Origin of the sequence: Stieleria bergensis, assembly GCA_007745635.1 — a bacterium.
Lineage (GTDB): Bacteria > Planctomycetota > Planctomycetia > Pirellulales > Pirellulaceae > Stieleria > Stieleria bergensis.
The window spans coordinates 3,169,308-3,187,098 of sequence record CP036272.1; the positions used below are offsets into that span (position 1 = coordinate 3,169,308).

11 protein-coding genes are annotated in these 17,791 nt (G+C 56.0%); 7 read left to right on the plus strand and 4 right to left on the minus strand.

Going from position 1 to position 17,791, the window contains the following annotated elements:
• Positions 1-5: 5 nt before the first annotated feature.
• The 3 genes from SV7mr_RS10900 to SV7mr_RS10910 all read right to left on the minus strand — a co-directional run bounded on the left by SV7mr_RS10900 (position 6) and on the right by SV7mr_RS10910 (position 5,239).
• Positions 6-1,031 (minus strand): AAA family ATPase, encoded by a 1,026-nt coding sequence (locus SV7mr_RS10900; RefSeq protein ID WP_145271891.1) that lies wholly within the window; start codon positions 1,029-1,031, stop codon positions 6-8.
• 2,402 nt (positions 1,032-3,433) lie between these two features.
• Positions 3,434-3,985: a formaldehyde-activating enzyme gene (gene fae, locus SV7mr_RS10905; protein ID WP_145271894.1), complete on the minus strand. Its 552-nt coding sequence runs from the start codon at positions 3,983-3,985 to the stop codon at positions 3,434-3,436.
• Between the two features lie 108 nt (positions 3,986-4,093).
• Positions 4,094-5,239, minus strand: coding sequence for a hypothetical protein (locus tag SV7mr_RS10910; protein ID WP_145271896.1), 1,146 nt, complete (start codon positions 5,237-5,239; stop codon positions 4,094-4,096).
• 379 nt (positions 5,240-5,618) lie between these two features.
• On the opposite strand from SV7mr_RS10910, the gene SV7mr_RS10915 reads away from it, so the two are divergent.
• Positions 5,619-7,151 carry an arylsulfatase gene (locus SV7mr_RS10915; RefSeq protein ID WP_145271898.1) on the plus strand — a complete coding sequence of 511 codons (1,533 nt, stop codon included), beginning with the start codon at positions 5,619-5,621 and terminating at the stop codon, positions 7,149-7,151.
• 188 nt (positions 7,152-7,339) lie between these two features.
• Here the strand turns inward: SV7mr_RS10915 and dgt are convergent, their stop codons facing one another.
• Complete coding sequence (dgt, locus tag SV7mr_RS10925) at positions 7,340-8,485, minus strand: dGTP triphosphohydrolase (RefSeq protein ID WP_419188389.1); 1,146 nt, start codon at positions 8,483-8,485, stop codon at positions 7,340-7,342.
• Between the two features lie 466 nt (positions 8,486-8,951).
• On the opposite strand from dgt, the gene SV7mr_RS10930 reads away from it, so the two are divergent.
• The 6 genes from SV7mr_RS10930 (at position 8,952) to SV7mr_RS10955 (ending at position 17,775) form a co-directional block, all read left to right on the plus strand.
• On the plus strand, positions 8,952-11,057 hold the full coding sequence (locus SV7mr_RS10930; RefSeq protein ID WP_145271900.1) for a hypothetical protein: 2,106 nt from the start codon (positions 8,952-8,954) through the stop codon (positions 11,055-11,057).
• 185 nt (positions 11,058-11,242) lie between these two features.
• Positions 11,243-11,755 (plus strand): thioredoxin family protein, encoded by a 513-nt coding sequence (locus tag SV7mr_RS10935; protein WP_419188390.1) that lies wholly within the window; start codon positions 11,243-11,245, stop codon positions 11,753-11,755.
• A 327-nt stretch (positions 11,756-12,082) separates the two neighbouring features.
• A complete protein-coding gene (locus SV7mr_RS10940) occupies positions 12,083-13,279 on the plus strand; it encodes a glycosyltransferase family protein (protein ID WP_145271904.1) in 1,197 nt (398 codons plus the stop codon).
• A gap of 234 nt (positions 13,280-13,513) precedes the next feature.
• Positions 13,514-14,323 carry a hypothetical protein gene (locus SV7mr_RS10945; RefSeq protein ID WP_145271906.1) on the plus strand — a complete coding sequence of 270 codons (810 nt, stop codon included), beginning with the start codon at positions 13,514-13,516 and terminating at the stop codon, positions 14,321-14,323.
• Positions 14,324-14,539: 216 nt separating this feature from the next.
• Positions 14,540-16,408, plus strand: coding sequence for an arylsulfatase (locus SV7mr_RS10950; RefSeq protein ID WP_145271908.1), 1,869 nt, complete (start codon positions 14,540-14,542; stop codon positions 16,406-16,408).
• A complete protein-coding gene (locus SV7mr_RS10955) occupies positions 16,405-17,775 on the plus strand; it encodes a rhomboid family intramembrane serine protease (protein WP_145271910.1) in 1,371 nt (456 codons plus the stop codon). The genes SV7mr_RS10950 and SV7mr_RS10955 overlap by 4 nt, the downstream gene beginning before the upstream one ends.
• Positions 17,776-17,791 lie beyond the last annotated feature (16 nt).

Sequence of the window (17,791 nt, forward strand, 5' to 3'; positions counted from 1 at the left end):
GTGGATTAAAGCTCGCTGATCAGTCGTTCAATGATGTCGCCTGCTCGCATGCCTTCGGCTTGAGCAGCAAAGGTGGTCACGATTCGGTGTGAAAGCACTGCCTTGGCAACCGCCAAAACGTCTTCGCTACGAACCATGTAAGAACCTTCCAAGGCAGCCCGGCTCTTGGCGCCCAGGATCAAATCCTGAACCGCCCGTGGACCAGCCCCCCAAGACACCAATGGCAGCATCCAGTCCGGTGCATCGCCTTTCTGCGGTCGCGTGCGGCGAACCAATTTAGCGGCTTCGACATAGATGTGATCAGGAACGGGAATCCGGCGAACCAGTTGCTGGTGCGCCAAAATCTGTTCGGCGTTGATGACTTGATCCAGCGTCGGGATCGTGTTGCCGGTCGTCGATCGAGCGATCTGAATCTCTTCCTGCTCCGAAGGATAGTCCAGCTCGATCAATGTCATGAAGCGATCAAGTTGAGCCTCGGGCAACGGATACGTGCCCTCCTGCTCGACAGGGTTCTGCGTGGCCAAAACCATAAACGGTGAAGGCAGCTCAAATGTCTTGCCAACCACGGTGATGCGCTGCTCCTGCATCGCCTCGAGCATCGCGGCCTGAGTCTTAGGTGGGGCGCGGTTGATTTCGTCGGCAAGAATAATGTTGGCGAACACGGGCCCTTTGACAAAGTGGAACTCGCGTTTACCGTCCCCGCCGTCTTGCAAAATGTCCGTCCCGGTGATGTCCATCGGCATCAAGTCAGGAGTGAACTGGATTCGGCTGAAGTCCAAGCACATCGTTTCAGCAAGCTTGCTGACCAACAACGTTTTTGCCAATCCTGGAACTCCCATCAGCAACGCGTGACGGCGTGCAAACAGTGAGATCAACAACAGATCAATCGTCTCTTTCTGGCCGACAATCACGCGGCCAAGCTGGCTTTTCAAATCGCTGTGGGCTTGTCGTAAGCGATCAACCGCTTGCACCTCATCTTCATTTAACTGCTGGATCGTGTCGGAGCTGGTCGGTTCAATGGTCTGTGACATAGTTGCGTGGGCTCGGGCCAATGGATGGAATGATGTCTAAGCTTAGGAGTGAGGCGGGGGCGGGAATTACAATCGCCAATCGCAGGGCGTCGAAGCGATTGAGTGCATCGGGACGATAGATTCGATGCGCATGAGAACTGAATCTATCGGAGTATTTTTGAATTTCAACAAAATAAATGAGCACAGTTGCCAGTGCCGCTCAGAAAACGCCGTATCGCAAACACTTTGAGCAGATCGGCTTGCGTTTCGCTCCTCACGCCGAAAGAGGCAGGAGAAGCCCGCCCATCGGGCGCTGCAATCCATCTTACGCGAATATGATTCGGTGTGATTCCAGCAGAGCGGCTTTCACCGCGAATTGAAACTTTTTTTACATTGGTCACTCTCGCAACACCGCACCCAGGACAAAGTTTCTGCGGCAAAGAGTCCTGGGCGTCTTGGGCTCAGCCGACTGCGCCGTCGCGGTTTCTCAGGGCAGATGCGGCCTTCGAGTTTCATCAAGCGACTTGATCGGCATCTTGCAACGCATTGATTCTCACCGGGCCTGTGGACAGCCACCATGTTGCGGCGATTGGCTTAGGGTGTCTGCCAGACATCAGAATCGCCATGCCACGGTGAAAGCCAAGCGTTCGTCGTACAAAAGACGCAATGTCCGGCATCCTGGATCAGGAACACTCATTTTCCACTGATTGATTAGTGTTGATAAGTGCTTATTAGCGTTCCCCATTTCCTGCTGCAAATGCCTCCATTCGCATTCGAGGCTGTGGACTTGACTTAACAGGCCATCAACCGAGTTCTGCAGTGGGGACGGATTTTGAGCCCTGATGGGTTGCCTGGTTTCACTTGGGTGTCCAAGGCGTTTTTGAATGGGCGGCTGGGTTAGAAGGGCCATGCGTTTGACGGCTTGGCAGTGTGTTGACGCAGTAAGAGTGCGTTTGATTGGCCCGGTGGATTGAAATGGCTTGACCAACAATCGCCCAATCCGGCGTCTGATGTAACGCTCGATAAGGTGCTTGCTTGCGTTCTGATCGGGCTTGCCAAGACCATTTGTAGAACACCTTCGGCGTTCGGAGAGGGTGTGCATGGGGCCTGTCCCCAGGGTGCGCTGTGCGCCCCTGGGCTATGGGGTAGAACACCTTCGGCGTTCGGAACTCTGGATGCAATTGTGAAGGCCACCGCCTTGGAACTGGCAGGTTGCTTGAGCGTTTCACTGATGATGTGCTTCGAAGGAACGTCAGCCTGGCCTGCCGAACGCCGTAGGTGTTCCATTTTCACAGCCCAAGGTCGCGAAGCGCACCTTGGGTCACTGGAACCATCAAACCTCCGAACGCCGTAGGTGTTCTACATGCAGTTTGGGGCACACCGACCGGAGAGCAAATGTTCTCTGCTGCACAAGGATACTTCGGGGACAGCCCCGGAGGATGATTGGGATTCCCTCCTTCGTGCTCTTGGTGTCCTTCGTGGTTCATTCCCGGCTTCCGCTACGATTGCGGACAGGGGCTATCATCAACTTGACAGTCCGAGGCGCGTCGACATTGACACTGAAGTCCAGGCTGCTGAATTGCAACATCGGGTGGGCCATTGAAATTCATCTCATTCGCCATGCCACGGTGAAAGCCAAACGATCGTCGTACAAAAGACGCTATGTCCGACGTCCTGGATCAGGAACACTAATAGGCACTCATCAACGCTAATGGATGAGTGCGGATTAGTGCTTATTAGCGTTCCCCATTTCCAGCAAATGCCTCCATTCGCACACGAGGCTGTGGACTTGACCGTCCGAGGCGCGTCGACATTGACACTGAAGTCCAGGCTGCTGATTGCAACATCGGGTGGGCCATTGAAATTCATCTCATTCGCCATGCCACGGTGAAGGCCAAGCGATCGTCGTACAAAAGGCGCAATGTTCGGCGTGCCAGATCAGGAACACTCATAGGCACTCATCAACGCTAATAGATGAGTGCTTATTAGCGTTCCCCATCTCCCGCGTTTGCCTTCATGCGCGTTTGAGGCGGCGGACTGAACCACCCGAGGCGCGTGGCTGTGCCTCGGTGAATGCTGAGCGATTCAATCCTCTCATTCACTCGCGGTCCAGCCCCGCGCGGCCAAGCCTGAGCAACAGGCTAGAAGACGGCCTCAGTCGCTACAGGAATCGGGGACGCAGATGTCTCCCCTGGAGAGCCCCGTCGTGCAGAAGGCCGTCTCCGCGATGAGACTGCGAAGCAAGGCTGACTTGATGTCGATCAAAGCAAGTCAATCCATTTTGGCCGGGTTGGCTGAAATGGTTGCTGGCGGGACGTTGCGAGGCGAATGCCCAACGCCTGTAGGCAGCGTTGGGCGGGACGGACGGCCACATGGTTGGTGTTCTTGTGGCCTAGCCTTGCAAGGGGCAAAGATGGAGTCGCTTAGGACTTCTTTGCGTCCAGCGCACGCTGGTAATACTTGTGCGTGATTTTGTCTTGGTTTTCTAACAACCAATCAATCGACGGTTCGTTGCACATCGCTTTTTTGATCGCCTGAGCGGTCGCCCGGCGGTGGATGTCGAACAGAGCTTCATGGTCCAGGTTCTCATCTTTCGCCGCGCCTGGATTCAACCAGACGCTACAAATGATGCCCAGGTCGTTGGCTTTTTCCTTGGGGATGTCGCCGGCACGCACGGCGTCCAGGACGCCGTTGGCGATCGCGCCTTGGACTGTGCCCATTAGAATATTGGTGTAGTCTGAACTCTTGACGGTCACTTTGCTGACCATCAAGGTCACTGGACGCACTTGGATGTCCGTGTCGAGAATCGCAAACACCTTGCTGTGGCCGGCGGACTGGTTGCCAGTCAGCGTGGCAATGGCGGTGCCAACGGGACCATCAAGTTCTCCGATCACCACTTCGGGCTCTGCAGCGGTAAAGGGTGGTCCACCGGCAATCAAGCATTCGCCGGTACGCATAATGATTCGCTCGCTCATCAATCTCTCCAATTCAGCATGATGTAAAACAGTCGCTGACAGCTTAACGGATTGCCCGAGAAGTTTCATGCCCCCTTGGAAACCAAGGGACTGTCGAGAGTGGCGGGGTTAGCGTTGCTTGGTTGCCGATTGCGGCTTTGCCTTGGCTTGGCGTTGCTTGGCCGCCTCTTGAGCGGCGGCCCGCGCCTGGCGTTGCTTTTCAGCTCGCTCTGCGGCCGCTTGTGCGCGACGGTTTTCGTAGTCGACTTTGCGCTGCACCAGTTGTTGGATGCGGGTTGCGTTGGCGACGTAGAACGATGGATCGTCAATCACAAACGGCGTCGACCAGGTACGGCCATTGTTATTGTTGCAGATGTTGAAGAAGAACGAGCTCATGCGTTCCGCTTTGAAGCCGTAGGGGTACTGGCTGGAGAGATGGTCGGCCATCGTTAGGTTTTCGACGCCTGGTTTGCCGAAGTAGTGAATTTGGCCGTCAGCACTGATTGACATGCCGAAGGTCCACCAGCCGAATTGTTCGACAGGAATTTCTTTGGATTTGAAGTCGTTGCCTCGCGTGGTGCCTCGGATCTTCAAGTACGCTGAATCCGTTTCAACATTGCGGCTGGTTTCGCTGCGAAAGTGGACCCAGATGCCGGGCCAGTAAGGTTCAGTGACGGTTTTGCTGCCCATCGCGAACAAACCGGTGCGCTGTTCTTGAATCGTGGTGCGAACACCCAGGCGAATGCCGAAGTGCGGTCCGGAACGGTTCTCCCAAAGCTTGGGCTCGGGCAGGTAAACGCGGACGACGCAGCTTGGCAGCTCGTGTGCTTGAATGGTGGTTCCCAAGCGTGAACTGACGTTCATGATCAAGTCATCTTGCTCGACCGTGTTGGTATTGTTGTTGGGAATCCCTGAACGCAACGTCGAGATCTGCAGTGCACCTTTGCTGTCAGGCAGTCCTCCGGGCGGGGTTTTGATGACTTTCATGAAATCCGGTTGCCCTCGCATGGGGCCTTCATTCCAGCGCCGGTTCTTGGAGTATCCCATCGGCCCGTAGGTGCGATCATTCAGCTCGCTGGAGCTCTTGGGCATGTTGTGCACGAAGCTCCACTCGGGGTCTTCGAACTTATCGCCTACGTAATCGATTTCCTGTCCGCGGCCGGGAATCGGTACTTGCGAATAGCGTTGCGTGTACGTTTGGGCGTTGGCGAACTGGGGCAGGAATGAAACGGCTAGCACAATCGCTGCCGCTAATGCGGGCATGGAGAGACGCATCGAAGCACCAAGTTTTCAATTGGGACGGCGGGAATGGAGTTCAATACGGTCACCTATCGGCAGCTCGGCAGAGCAATTGCAACGACACGTTTTATCTTGGGGAATTCTTCTCAGAATGGGGGGGCTACCCAGTCCCGTTATGAAAATGGGGATGATTAGGTAAAAAAGGATTTGCCGTTGCATTGGCAGTCAAACGCCAATTTGCCCGTGGGACATGCAGCTGGATTAGTCCTTTGGAAGGGGTTTTGCTGCGTCAGGGTTTGACTGACCGGAGTGTTCCGACGAAACTAGCGCGGACCGTTCCATGGATGCTGGTGCCTGAGTCGTCCGGCCTCTGTCGAGCATCTCGCTTAGAAACTCCAACCTGCCAAGTCTGCAAATGCTGCATTTCTTTCGCCATCGTGCTCCGGCACAGCTCTGTGCATTCGTCGCTTTCTCAGTGTGCTGTGTTTTCGCGCTCTGCTGTTCTGGTCGTGCCGAGGCCCAGGCAGCGAAGCGACCGAACATTGTGTTTATCTTGGCGGATGACTTGGGCTATGGCGAATTGGGAAGCTATGGCCAGCAGAAGATCATGACACCGAATCTGGACAAGCTTGCCAGTGAAGGCATGCGATTCCTGGATCATTACACCGGAGCCCCGGTCTGCGCGCCAGCACGCTGTACGTTGATGACGGGCCAGCACCTTGGGCATGCGGAGATTCGCAGCAACAAAGATTCTGGCAATGGCCGCATCTATCCAGGTCAGTGGCCGATCACCGAGCAGGTTGTCACCATTGCTGAAGTGCTGAACGAGGCGGGCTATGCCACGGGCGGATTTGGGAAATGGGGACTCGGACCCAGCAACACCACCGGTTCACCGAACAAACAAGGGTTCGATCGCTTTTACGGTTACAACTGTCAACGCAACGCTCACAGTTATTACCCGCCTTTTCTGGACAGTGACGAGCGTGAAGTGGCTGTCAACAAGTATCCGATTCCTGGACACGATCGCAAACCGCAAGGCCCTGTCAGCGCCGATGATTATCGTGCGGCCAACTATGCGCCTGATCTGATCTTGAATCAAGCGGTTCGCTTTCTGGACAGCAACAAAGACAAGCCGTTCTTTCTGTACCTTCCCTTCGTCGAACCGCATGTGGCAATGCAACCCCCACAGGAATGGATCGATCGTTACCCCGAAGCCTGGGACAAAGAGAACGGGCCCTATCGCGGTGACAACGGTTACTTGCCTCACCCGCGACCGCGAGCGGCCTATGCGGCGATGATTTCAGATCTGGACGAGCACGTTGGCACGATCCTGGACCGTTTAGAGCAACATGGATTGAGCGACAACACGATCGTGATCTTCACATCGGACAATGGCCCCACGCATGGCGGCCGCAATCCAAACTTTCACATCGGTGGCGCCGCGTGCACGTTCTTTGAGTCAGCCGGCGGATTGAAGGGTTTCAAGGGAAGCTGTGATGAAGGTGGCATTCGAGTGCCCTGCATTGTGCGTTGGCCCGGTAAAGTCACACCAGGCAGCGAGAACAGTTTCCCGTCTTACTTCCCGGATTGGTTTCCCACGATGACGGAGCTTGCGGGAGCCGAACTGCCCGAGCAACAACTTGACGGTGTCAGCTTGGTGAGCCTCATCGAAGGCGAATCCATTCAGCGCAAGAAACCACTGATCTGGAACTTCAACGGTTACGGTGGGCAGGTTGCGATTCGTGATGGGAAGTGGAAGGCGATCCGGAAGAGCCTGCTACGGAAAACGCCGGGCCCGTGGCAGTTGTACGATTTGGAGGCGGATCCGTCGGAAGCCAACGATTTGGCTAAGGATCATCCAGAGATCGTCAAGCGTTTGGAGACTGCGTTCGTGAACGATCGCAGTGTGGAATCTGATTTCCCAATGCCGCTGTACGACAAACAATAGTCGGGCGGTTTGGCGTCGGATTTAAACGCGTTCCAGCCGGAGGATGACCGGCGGGAACGTCAAAGGAGAAGGCGTTTAATGGGACGCGGAGTGTCGGTGGTTGGTTACCAGTCAGCAGTTACCAGTCAGCAGTTACCAGTCAGCAGTTACCAGTCAGCAGTTACCAGTCAGCAGTTACCAGTCAGCAGTTACCAGTCAGCCAACGGCCCAGTGCTGCCATCGGTGGCGTAGCGATACTGAGTGTCGCAAAAGGCGTCGGTCATGCCGGCTAAGTATTCGCCGACGACGGATTCGATCGGCCGTGTTTCGGTGCGGCGTCGAAATCGCAGTGGCAGTCGCTTGGGGTCACCGGTCAAGACTTGAAACATGTCCTGCACGCGATGGTAGGCGGCGCGGCGGACGGGAATGAGTCGTTGATGGCGGTAGACCGCGTCGAATAAAAAGGCTTCCAGTTCACCGCGTTCGCGGCGCAAGTCGTCACTGTGTTCAAGTCGCACGCCAGCATGCCTGACGTCACCGGCATGCAGACTTTGGCAAGGCAGCAAGCGTTCGCTGCTCTCTTGCAAAAAGTCGGTGACTTGCAAGTCGATCAATTGGTGCACGAGGGCTTGGCGCAGTTGGCGAATGCGATCGGTCCCGCAGCGCTGTTTGATCATTTCCAGGGCCCGTCGCACAATGGCTAGCTCGGAGAGCTCGTGCATGGAAAGCAATCCCAATTGCAGGGCGTCGTCAACGTCGTGGGCGTCATAGGCCATCGAGTCAGCTGCGTCGACCAGTTGCACTTCCAGCAGCGGCGCGATGCCAATGGCCGCGTGTGCTTTGTTGGCTCGAATCACCTGTCCGTCTAAAATTTCTAGCGTCAGATTCAGCCCAGGAAAATCAGCGTAGCGTTGCTCGAGTTCTTCGACGATTACCGACGCAAAGCCGTTATGCGAGAATCCGCCGACACGTTGCATGCATTCACTCAGTGCATCTTCGCCACAGTGTCCATACGGCGGATGACCAATGTCATGAACCAGAGCCAGGGCTTCGGTGAAGTCTTCGTTTAAGCGCAGCACTCGAGCCATGGTGCGAGCGATCGAAGCGACTTCGATGGTGTGCGTTAATCGGGTGCGATGATAAATGCCCATCTCACCGGTGAAGACTTGCATCTTGCCTGATAGCCTGCGGAACGCGCTGCTGTGCAGGATGCGGTCACGATCGCGCGCGAACGGACCTCGGTAGGAGTGTTCCCCTTCATCGTGCTTACGGCCTTGCGAATCGCGACTGTGCATCGCGTAACTGGCTAACGTTAAGTGCTCTCGATCGTCGTAACGACGGGTATCCAGCATCATCGAAATAGTTGTTGGGGCAGTCTCAAGTTCCTGCTGATTGTCTGGTTGCCCAGCATCGGCCTGTCTCTACAATCCTAGCGGCGGCCGTCAGCCACGCCCACAGCAATCTTGTTAAAGACGCGAAGGCAGCAGCCGAAGATTCCGTTCAACCGGGTAAAACAGATCACGAAATGTTGGATTTCGCTGCCTGCAGTGAACATTTCGCCTCGTGAGTCTCGTTTAATTCGCACGTTTTTCATCAAAATCTTCTACAATTGATTTCCTTGTCGACACCTTGTCTGGGCGAGCGTTCGGCCCTGCTGGCCGACACTCGCTGTGATCAGACTCCTCATGAGCGGGCGTTTGGAGACCAAAATTCGTGAACTTCACACCGTTTTCCATTCCCTGCATGACTTGTGGCAGTCGGCTACGAGTGAATCACCTCCATTTGGTCGGCAACATTGTTGCGTGTCCAAAGTGTCAGTCGATGGTGCAGATCACTGCGCCCGAAGACCAAACCAGCGAGCCGGCCCCGCGAGTCAACGAACGGGCTGGCGATGGCGATGTGGAAGCGGGCAACTTTGCACTGGGTAATGCCTCGGTCGACAGCGAAGCGTTGACCCAAGAATCGATTGCCGCCGACAGCGGTTCGCAATCGTCTGCTCTGCGTGCACCTCGCGCTCCCTTGCCGCCACCGATGCCTGGTGAGGCGCCAGAACAATCGCAACGCGATGCGCCGCCGGTTGAAGAGCTAGGCGAAACGCCCGTTGCGACCGAAGGCGGTCAGTCTGAACCCGCGCCACTGCCCGCCGACTGGCATCTCCAGAAAACCTCAACGGCGCACCGTGCCGTCTTGATTGGCGGGATTGTCGTCGCCAGTCTGCTTAGCATCGGCATCTTGGTCGCCGTGATGATGCGTGGCAACGGCAAAGAGGTCGCCTCCGTCCCCGATCCGGTTGCCGTTGATGCAGTGGATGATCCTGCGGTCGTTGATGCAGATCCCTCGGACGAAGATCCCGTCGTCACGCCAGCGGATGCCGCGACTGGCGATCCGCAACAAGCTCCGCCAGTTCCACAACCGCCGGCCGATCCGCCAGAGACGGATCAAAACGGGGATGATCCGTCGGCGAAGCCTAAAGAAATGGCGACCGACAACGGTAACTCAGCGAACCTGCCCTCCGGCTTGCTGCCCGAGAATCCGTTGTTGCCGCAAAGTCCACTTCAGGGGATGGCCGGCGACCTGAAGCAACCCAATGGCCAGGAAGCCAACCCAGCGGGGGACGCCGAGTCAGACGGGCCCAGTGATTTGGAGTTGCCCGACCACCTGAAGGACTTGCTGGGGGATTTAAGCTCGGACTTGGAACAAGTGCAGGTGGAAGCCAGCGATCCGGCGCCCAAGACGCTCGATGAGATCGAAGTGGATTTGGCGGCGGAGCGAAGCGATGCGGGTCAGCGCGTGCCCGAGCGGCCGCCGATTAACTTGAAACGCTCGCTCGATGGGCGGCTCGCGTTGCAGGTCAAGACTCCGGAGGGCTATCGTTTTTTCCCGCTCTTAGAGATCGTTCAGCACTACAGTGATATCCCCTTTGACTTACGTTGGGTGGAATTGGATCTCGTTGGTGTGAACATGAATCAACGTGTTCCTGTCCCCAAAGGTTGGACCACGCTTCGCCAAGTGCTTGATGAGAGCTGTGGCCGACTGAATCTGGAGTATTCGGCAACGCCGCACACGATCGTGGTTCGGCCTGATCCCGACGTGATGAACGCTCGTTACGACGAGCTTTATGACTTGACCGATCTTGGTGACCCCGGTTCGGATCAAGTGGTGAGTGCCGTTGCAATGGCGAAACAGATTCTGGGGTTGCCTGCTGAGGCTGTCGCGCCGCTGCCCGCTGTTCCCGATGCACCGCAGGATGAAGCGGTCGCCCCCCCTGCTCCGCTCCCCCCGGGACATTGCCCACAGCCGGTTGGCGAAGGCGAACGCCAGATCGGTGCCTTGGTCTGTGACGCGATTCGCCGCATTCGATCCGCCCCGACAAAGATCGATGATCAAGCCTATGCAAAATGGGCGGGTCCGTTGCAGCAACAGGTCGCGGGCTGGCCGCAGTTGGATCGCGGGAAAAACATTGCCCAACCCTTGCATCCAATCGCCTTTGGTTCGCTGGTCCGACAGTTGGGCAGCGTCAATCAAACCAGTTTGTTCGTGAACTGGAACGATGCTTTGCCACAGGGGTTGGATCCGGGCATTTTGCTAATGCCTCATGTTGCCGCTGACGACAACGCGGGCACCATGCTTAAACGGATGTTGTCACCCATCGAACTACAGACGCGAATCGTTGATGACAAACACTGGTGGATCGGAAGCCAAGCGACGTATGATCGGTTACCGGTGATCTTCTGGATCAAGAGCGACGACCCTCAGGCGGTTGCTGATCGCATTCAGCAGGTCATCAGCGGAGCCCGGCTGCAAGAAGCCGTCATTGCGGGTGTCGCGGTGGATCAGGCGTCCGGACAAGTCTTGGCGGTATTGCCTCGGTATTTGCTACGGCAACTGCCCCGTCTCTTGGACGACATGGCGTTGGCGGGAAAGTAGGCGCCCCCTCCGGATCAGGTGTGCTATGACGGAGAGCCGTATTTGGAATTCACCAGAAATCTCCCTCTTGGTGGCGGATCAAGCGTGGTTTGTGCCATGTTATGCTAGTGAGAACTCGATGCTTTGCTGGGGCCAAACCCATCAGGCGTTTGCCGAAACCCTGTCCGCCAACGATTGCAGAACTGATGAAGAATCCAATCCCTCTGTTTGCCATCCTGCTCGTTGGACTGTTACTGGTTTCCTTCGTTCGCAGTGGCATCGGTCCCAACCTGTCTGACGGCAAGACGTCGTATGAGTTGTCTGAATTTAAACAGACGGCCCTGACGTCGACCCTGGGAAGTGCTGCCAGCGATCCACAGGCCCCGTTGCTGTTGCTTAAGTTTGGCGCCGACTGGTGTGGTCCCTGCCAGGCCTTAAAGCCAGAATTGGCCAAAGTTGAACGCTCGGATCTGCCGATTCGCGTGTTTCAGGTGGACACCGACCAGGCACCGGAACTGGCGGCCGTTTTTGAGGTGCAAGGAATCCCGCGGATGCTGTTGATTGAAAATGGACGCGTGGTTGGGGACCTGACAGGTTACATGGATGCCGACCAGATCTCCGAATGGGTGCAGCTGTGTGCCAGTGAGGAAACTCTGGCCTTGCCCAAGCCTCCACCGGCCGATTTCGTGGTGAAACGGAATCCCTTTGTGGGCCAGTGATCCTCTTCTTGCGGTAAATAATCCAACCGTTATCGGTTCTCATGGCGGACAAGTCCCCGCACGCGGTCAGCCCTGTTGAGCAATCTCGCAACACAAGGCAAAATTGACCGGTGACTTCCGAGTCCAGTCATGTCTCGCCTGCTGGCGAGGCAGACCAGCGGACGGCGGCGATTCCAGAGGCGGAGGAGTCGAGTCTCTTGTTGCAGGACTGTTGTGCTTCGTTGCAAGCACAGGTGCTCTCATCAGCAAGACACTTTCCGGATGCCTGCCGGTTGAGCAACGTGACTCGGTCGCCTTGCTATTTCGTGTCACCCATAGGAGTTCCGCGTGCCAGATTTCTTTCAACACAATTTAATCACGACGATTCACGATTTGCGCACCAGCGAGCTGGATCAACTTGAAGAGATGATGCGCAGCGCCACGCGACACTCCAATGTCGGTTTGGTTCTGCCGGTGACGGCCTCGGACATGCGAGCGGAACCGTTTGATCGAATTGTGCAAGAACTCTCGGCGGCCGATTACGTTGACACGATCGTCGTCAGTTTGGGTGTCGCACCAGACGAATCGGACTACCAGGAAACGCTCCAGAAGGTGGCTCCGTTGGGCGATCGCTGTAAGGTGCTTTGGACAGATGGTCCCAAGGTGCAAGCTCTGTATCAAGAACTGATTGATGCTGGCTTGCCGCTGTCGACGCCTGGGAAAGGGCGAAGTGTGTGGACCGCGTTTGGTTACCTGCTGGCGGATCCTCGAATCGATGTCTTTGTGTTGCACGATTGTGATATCGTGGACTATGACCGCACGCTGTTGTCGCGGCTATGCTTGCCCATGGTTGATCCGGCCTTGGACTTTGAATTTTGCAAGGCCTACTATGCTCGCGTGACGGACCGCATGCATGGTCGCGTGGTGCGTTTGCTGGTCGCTCCGTTGCTGCGAGCGCTGGTGCAGTTGTATCCCACCAATCGGTTTTTGGAATACCTGGCAAACTTTCGCTATCCGTTGGCGGGCGAGTTTTCGTTGACGCGCAACTTGGCCCGTTCTAACCGGATCCCCAGTGACTGGGGATTGGAAGTGGGGACGTTGGCTGAAGTGTTCCGCAACACGTCACTGAAGCGCGTCTGTCAAGTTGACCTTTGCCGGTTGTACGAGCACAAGCACCAGTCGGCCTCGCTGGAGAACAAGCAGGCAGGGCTGATGAAGATGGCGATCGACATTCTGACCACCGTCTATCGGACTTTGGCTAGTCAAGGAATTGTCCTGACCAGCGACGCCTTCATCACCCTACGCAGTCTGTTCTTGAGGAGCGCCCAGGACTGCATCCGTCAGTACGCTGCCGACGCTCGCGTGAATAACGTGGCATACAACCGCCATGACGAAGAGATCATGATTGATGCCTTCGCAAGTTGTATCACGACGTCCGCAGAGCTGTATCAGCTCGATCCTAATGGCGCCGAGGCGATTCCCAATTGGACTCGGGTCCGATCCGCGTTTCCGGATTTCACGGACCGGTTGCGAGACGCTGTCTAGGTGATTGGCATCCCGTTTGGCGGGAAGACCTTCGTCAAACCAGCACTACAATCGGTCCGAAAAAAGCGTGAAATTGGCTTTCCCGAGTGCTCCGCAGCGGACAATCGGGCGGTGGACAGCTAGAATCGGGATCGTCACAATCCCGGCGATTCACCTTGCGGAACGCATGCTGCCGTTTTGTCTGTTTCCGCTGGGTTGGCCAAGCTTTTCCGCCCCCAGATTTAATCTTCTCTGATGCCAATTCAAATTCAGTGTTCGTGTGGCAAACGCCTGCAAGTCAAGGAGCAGTTTGCTGGCAAGGCCGTCAAATGCCCGGGCTGCGGCGCTGCAATTCAGGTCCCCGGTGGAGGCGCTGCAGCGGCGCCCATGGCAGCCCAAGCTGCCCAACCAATGCCTCCGCAAACACCAGCACAGCCGGCAATGAATCAACCAGCGCTGGGCAACTTGTTTGACGAAGAAGGTTTTGAAACCAACGTCAACTCGGCTTGTCCTGCTTGTGGTGCCACGATGGCTCCCAACGCAGTGTTGTGTACCGGTTGCGGCTTCAATCGATCGACGGGTGAACGGATTGGCGGTCACCAAGTCGCTGGCGTCGATGTGCCGCTGAGCGAAATGCAATTGCAGCGTGCCGAAGCCAACATGAAGTCTGACGTTGAAATGCAGCGCCGCATGACCTCCGGAGCGGGACTGCCGTGGTGGGGGCTGTTGCTGATTTTATTCATCATGTTCAGCGGCGCCGGCTTGGGCGTGATCACTGTCATGCAGGTCACCGATGAAACGGGATCGATGGGCGGGTTCAACGCGCTGGCAACCTTCTTTGGTCTCTCCGGCACCGCCTGCGCCTTTGTCGCCTTTGGCGCCTGGGTCAAACTAATCGTTGAAGGATTCCGAGTGGATCAGACCAAAGGCTTTCTGTGCATGACACTGCTTTATCTCTTTGTCTTTGTGTTTGAGAAGCCCAAAGGACGACTCGGTCCGTTCATCATTTTGATTATCATGGCAGCTGCAGCTGGCGGGCTGTTCTTCCAAAGCAATCGCGTTTGAACCGGCGTCGAAGACGCTTGATTCGCCGTGGAATCGTGCATCATGTGACATGTCAGCTGGCGTGATCGCCATGCGCTGTGAATCGGGCCGTTTAGATTGGCTGGGCGACTTCACAGGACTGATCAACTGGCGCACGGAAGCCGCCCACTGAAAACCGAAGGCCTGCCGCTGCGCGAAAGGCCCGCTTCCCTTCCCTCCTTTCCTCACCAACTCTTTATGCCTGTCAAATCCCCCGACTCTTTGTCGTCCGCTCGTTCAAAGCTGACGAAGACAGACCGATCGTTCTTTCAAGCCCCGCTGACCCGGCTGTGTTGTTCAATCGCCGTGGTGGCTTGGTTGACGGTGGGATCGGCCTGGGCTGAGTCCAAGCAAACGCAACCGAATGTTGTGATCGTCATCACCGACGATCAAGGTTATGGAGACCTTTCCTGCCACGGCAATCCCATCCTGAAAACGCCACAGCTTGATCGCTTGCACTCCGAATCAGTGCGACTGACCGATTACCATGTCGCACCCACTTGCTCGCCGACGCGTGCAGCGTTTCTGACCGGGCACTGGACCAATCGAACGGGTGTATGGCATACGATTATGGGACGCAGCATGCTGCGTGAGAATGAAGTCACCATGGGCGACGTGTTCTCCGACGCTGGCTATCGAACGGGAATGTTCGGCAAGTGGCATCTTGGGGACAATTTCCCCTACCGTCCGGAAGATCGCGGCTTTCAAGAAGTCATGCGGCACGGCGGTGGTGGCGTGGGGCAAACGCCCGATGTTTGGGACAACGCGTACTTTGACGGCGCTTATTGGCATAATAGTCAGATCACACCGGTCAAAGGATTTTGCACCGATGTGTTCTTTGATTATGCGACCAAATTCATTCGCGATTCCGCCGAAAAGAAGGAGCCGTTCCTGGCGTACATCGCGACCAATGCTCCTCACGGTCCGATGCACTCGCCAGAGGAATTCAGCAAGCCCTACGTTGATCAAAAAGAGAATTTGGCCAACTTCTACGGGATGATTGCGAACATCGATCAGAACGTCGGTGAACTCCGTGAATTGCTGGACGAACTGAACATCAGTGACAACACGATCTTTATCTTTACCACCGATAACGGCACTTCGTCGGGTTCCAAAGTCTTCAACGATGGCATGCGCGGGGCCAAAGGCAGTGAATATGACGGTGGCCATCGTGTTCCATTCTTTGTCCACTGGCCTGAACAAGGGCTTGATGACGGGCGCGATGTCGACATGATTACCAGCTATGTCGATGTGTTGCCAACGCTGATTGAGATGTGTGGATTGACTGCACCAGAGAAAGTCAAATTCGATGGCGTCGACATCAGCACCTTGATCCAGGGCGGAGCCACTGAGTGGCCGGATCGTATCTTAGTGACGGACTCTCAGCGGGTCAAAGATCCGATCAAGTGGCGCAAAAGCGCCGTGATGACGGATCAGTGGCGATTGTGCAACGGCAAAGAACTGTATGACATCAACAAGGATCCCGGTCAAAAGACAAACGTCGCCGAGCAGCATCCAAAGGTCGTTGCCCGTCTGACCGATTTCTATGATCAATGGTGGGACGAACTTCTGCCAACGTTCAAGCAGTCCACGGCGATTCATCTGGGCAATCCGGCTGACAACCCCGCTCGTCTGACCAGTCACGACTGGATCACCACGCGGATGACGCCTTGGAATCAAAGCCAGGTTCGCGCGGCGATGAACGGTGACGCTAACACGGGCTTCTGGAACGTCAACATCACCAAACCCGGTACTTACGAATTTCGTCTCCGCCGCTGGCCGACCGAGATCGACAAGACCATCTCGACCGCAATTCCAGCCGGTTCGGGCGTTCCCGGTGCTCGCGCCTTTCGTGAGACTCCTGGCAAAGCGGTTTCAGCGGTTCGGGCGAATCTTCGCATTGCTGGCAAAAAGCAATCAGCGCCTTTGACTCCAGATCAAAAAGAAGTCAGCTTCAAATTGAAGTTTGCTGCGCCTCAAACCACTAAACTTTGGGCCGAGTTCCAGACGAAGAAAGATGAGATCTTCGGTGCCTACTTCGTTTACGTGGAATATCTTGGCCAATGATTTTTGTCCCCGTCGGCACCGACGCGCCGCTCTATCACTTGCCGATTACCACGGTCAGCCTGATCGTGGTCAATCTGGTAACGTTTATCGGCACGCTCGTCGCGCTCTATAACGGGGACCTTAGCCCAGAGGGCTTCGAAGGCTTGATGGTTGACATGAGCACCGTGAACCCCGTGCAGTGGTTCACGGCACTGTTCATGCACGCGGGGCCGGGGCACCTGTTGGGAAATCTGGCCTTTCTGTTTGTCTTCGGCGTGGTGGTCGAAGGCAAAATCGGTAGCTTGCAAACTCTTGGTATCTATTTGTCGGCCGGAGTGCTGGTCAATGCAATCATGCAAGTGGTTGGATTCTGTGTCGGATCAGAAGCGTTCTTGTTGGGAGCTTCCGCTGCGATCAGCAGCCTGATGATCATCGCGTTCTTTTGGGCACCCGAGAACGAAGTCACCTTCTGGTACTGGATCATGTGGATCATTGCCGGGACGTTTGAGGCCAGGATCTTAACGGTGGCCATTATCTATAACGTCCTTGACATCGCCTCGGTGTTTCTTTCCGGATTTGGCTTGTCGGGGTCGATGGGGCACTTGCTGGGCGCCGCATTGGGAGCTCCAGTTGCGGTCTGGTATTTGCGAACCGCTCGCGTGGATTGCGAAGGCTGGGATCTGATTACCAAAAATCCTTGGCTGCAACAGTATCCGATCTTGTACAGCGAGCGACAGCGCCAAGCAAATCAAGCCAACGAAAGGCAGGACGCGAACCCTATCGAAGAAGCGCTGCGGGTTACCGGCGGCGATGTAACGCTTGCAGGCCGCATTGGAATGAACTCCAATCAATCGAAACCGTCTGCTAGCCAGTCGCATCCTGTTGCTGGCAGTGGCGCCGCCGAAGCACGCGCGTCGGTACAGTCCAGGAAACGCGGCTTTGGGAGAGGAGACAAACAGCGGGTGCAGACCGACGCTTCGATCGCCAAACGTATCAAGCAAGCGCAAGCAGATTCCAGGTTGGGAGAGCTGGCTTCGGTTTTCAGTCAGAATCTAGCCGGGGCGGCGTCGTTGCCATCGGCTAACGAAGCGTTTCGACAAGCTGACGCGTTAGGATTGTCGATCGGCTTGTCGGAAGACCTGTTGATGCGCTATGCCAGCGCTCTGTCAGATGCCCAGCAATACATGGATGCGATTCGACCGCTGGCTGTCATTTTGGAACAGCAGCAGAGCTTGGCCAATCGAGCTGGCATCATGCTGACGCGAATTCAGTTGCAGGTCATGAAGCGACCAGATTTAGCGGCCAAAACGTTCCGTAAGATCAATCTGGAACGCTCTTCGGAACTGCAGCCTCATTATCAGCAGCTCAAGAGTCAGGTTCAAATGTGACGGGGCGGAGATCGGT

What these genes read in the sequence shown, in the direction of transcription:
- SV7mr_RS10955 (WP_145271910.1), top strand. Translation starts at nt 16,405, where the DNA reads ATGATTTTTGTCCCCGTCGGCACCGACGCGCCGCTCTATCACTTGCCG.
- SV7mr_RS10915 (WP_145271898.1), top strand. Translation starts at nt 5,619, where the DNA reads ATGCTGCATTTCTTTCGCCATCGTGCTCCGGCACAGCTCTGTGCATTC.
- SV7mr_RS10935 (WP_419188390.1), top strand. Translation starts at nt 11,243, where the DNA reads ATGAAGAATCCAATCCCTCTGTTTGCCATCCTGCTCGTTGGACTGTTA.
- SV7mr_RS10945 (WP_145271906.1), top strand. Translation starts at nt 13,514, where the DNA reads ATGCCAATTCAAATTCAGTGTTCGTGTGGCAAACGCCTGCAAGTCAAG.
- SV7mr_RS10950 (WP_145271908.1), top strand. Translation starts at nt 14,540, where the DNA reads ATGCCTGTCAAATCCCCCGACTCTTTGTCGTCCGCTCGTTCAAAGCTG.
- SV7mr_RS10900 (WP_145271891.1), bottom strand. Translation starts at nt 1,031, where the DNA reads ATGTCACAGACCATTGAACCGACCAGCTCCGACACGATCCAGCAGTTA.
- SV7mr_RS10930 (WP_145271900.1), top strand. Translation starts at nt 8,952, where the DNA reads ATGGTGCAGATCACTGCGCCCGAAGACCAAACCAGCGAGCCGGCCCCG.
- dgt (WP_419188389.1), bottom strand. Translation starts at nt 8,485, where the DNA reads ATGATGCTGGATACCCGTCGTTACGACGATCGAGAGCACTTAACGTTA.
- SV7mr_RS10910 (WP_145271896.1), bottom strand. Translation starts at nt 5,239, where the DNA reads ATGCGTCTCTCCATGCCCGCATTAGCGGCAGCGATTGTGCTAGCCGTT.
- fae (WP_145271894.1), bottom strand. Translation starts at nt 3,985, where the DNA reads ATGAGCGAGCGAATCATTATGCGTACCGGCGAATGCTTGATTGCCGGT.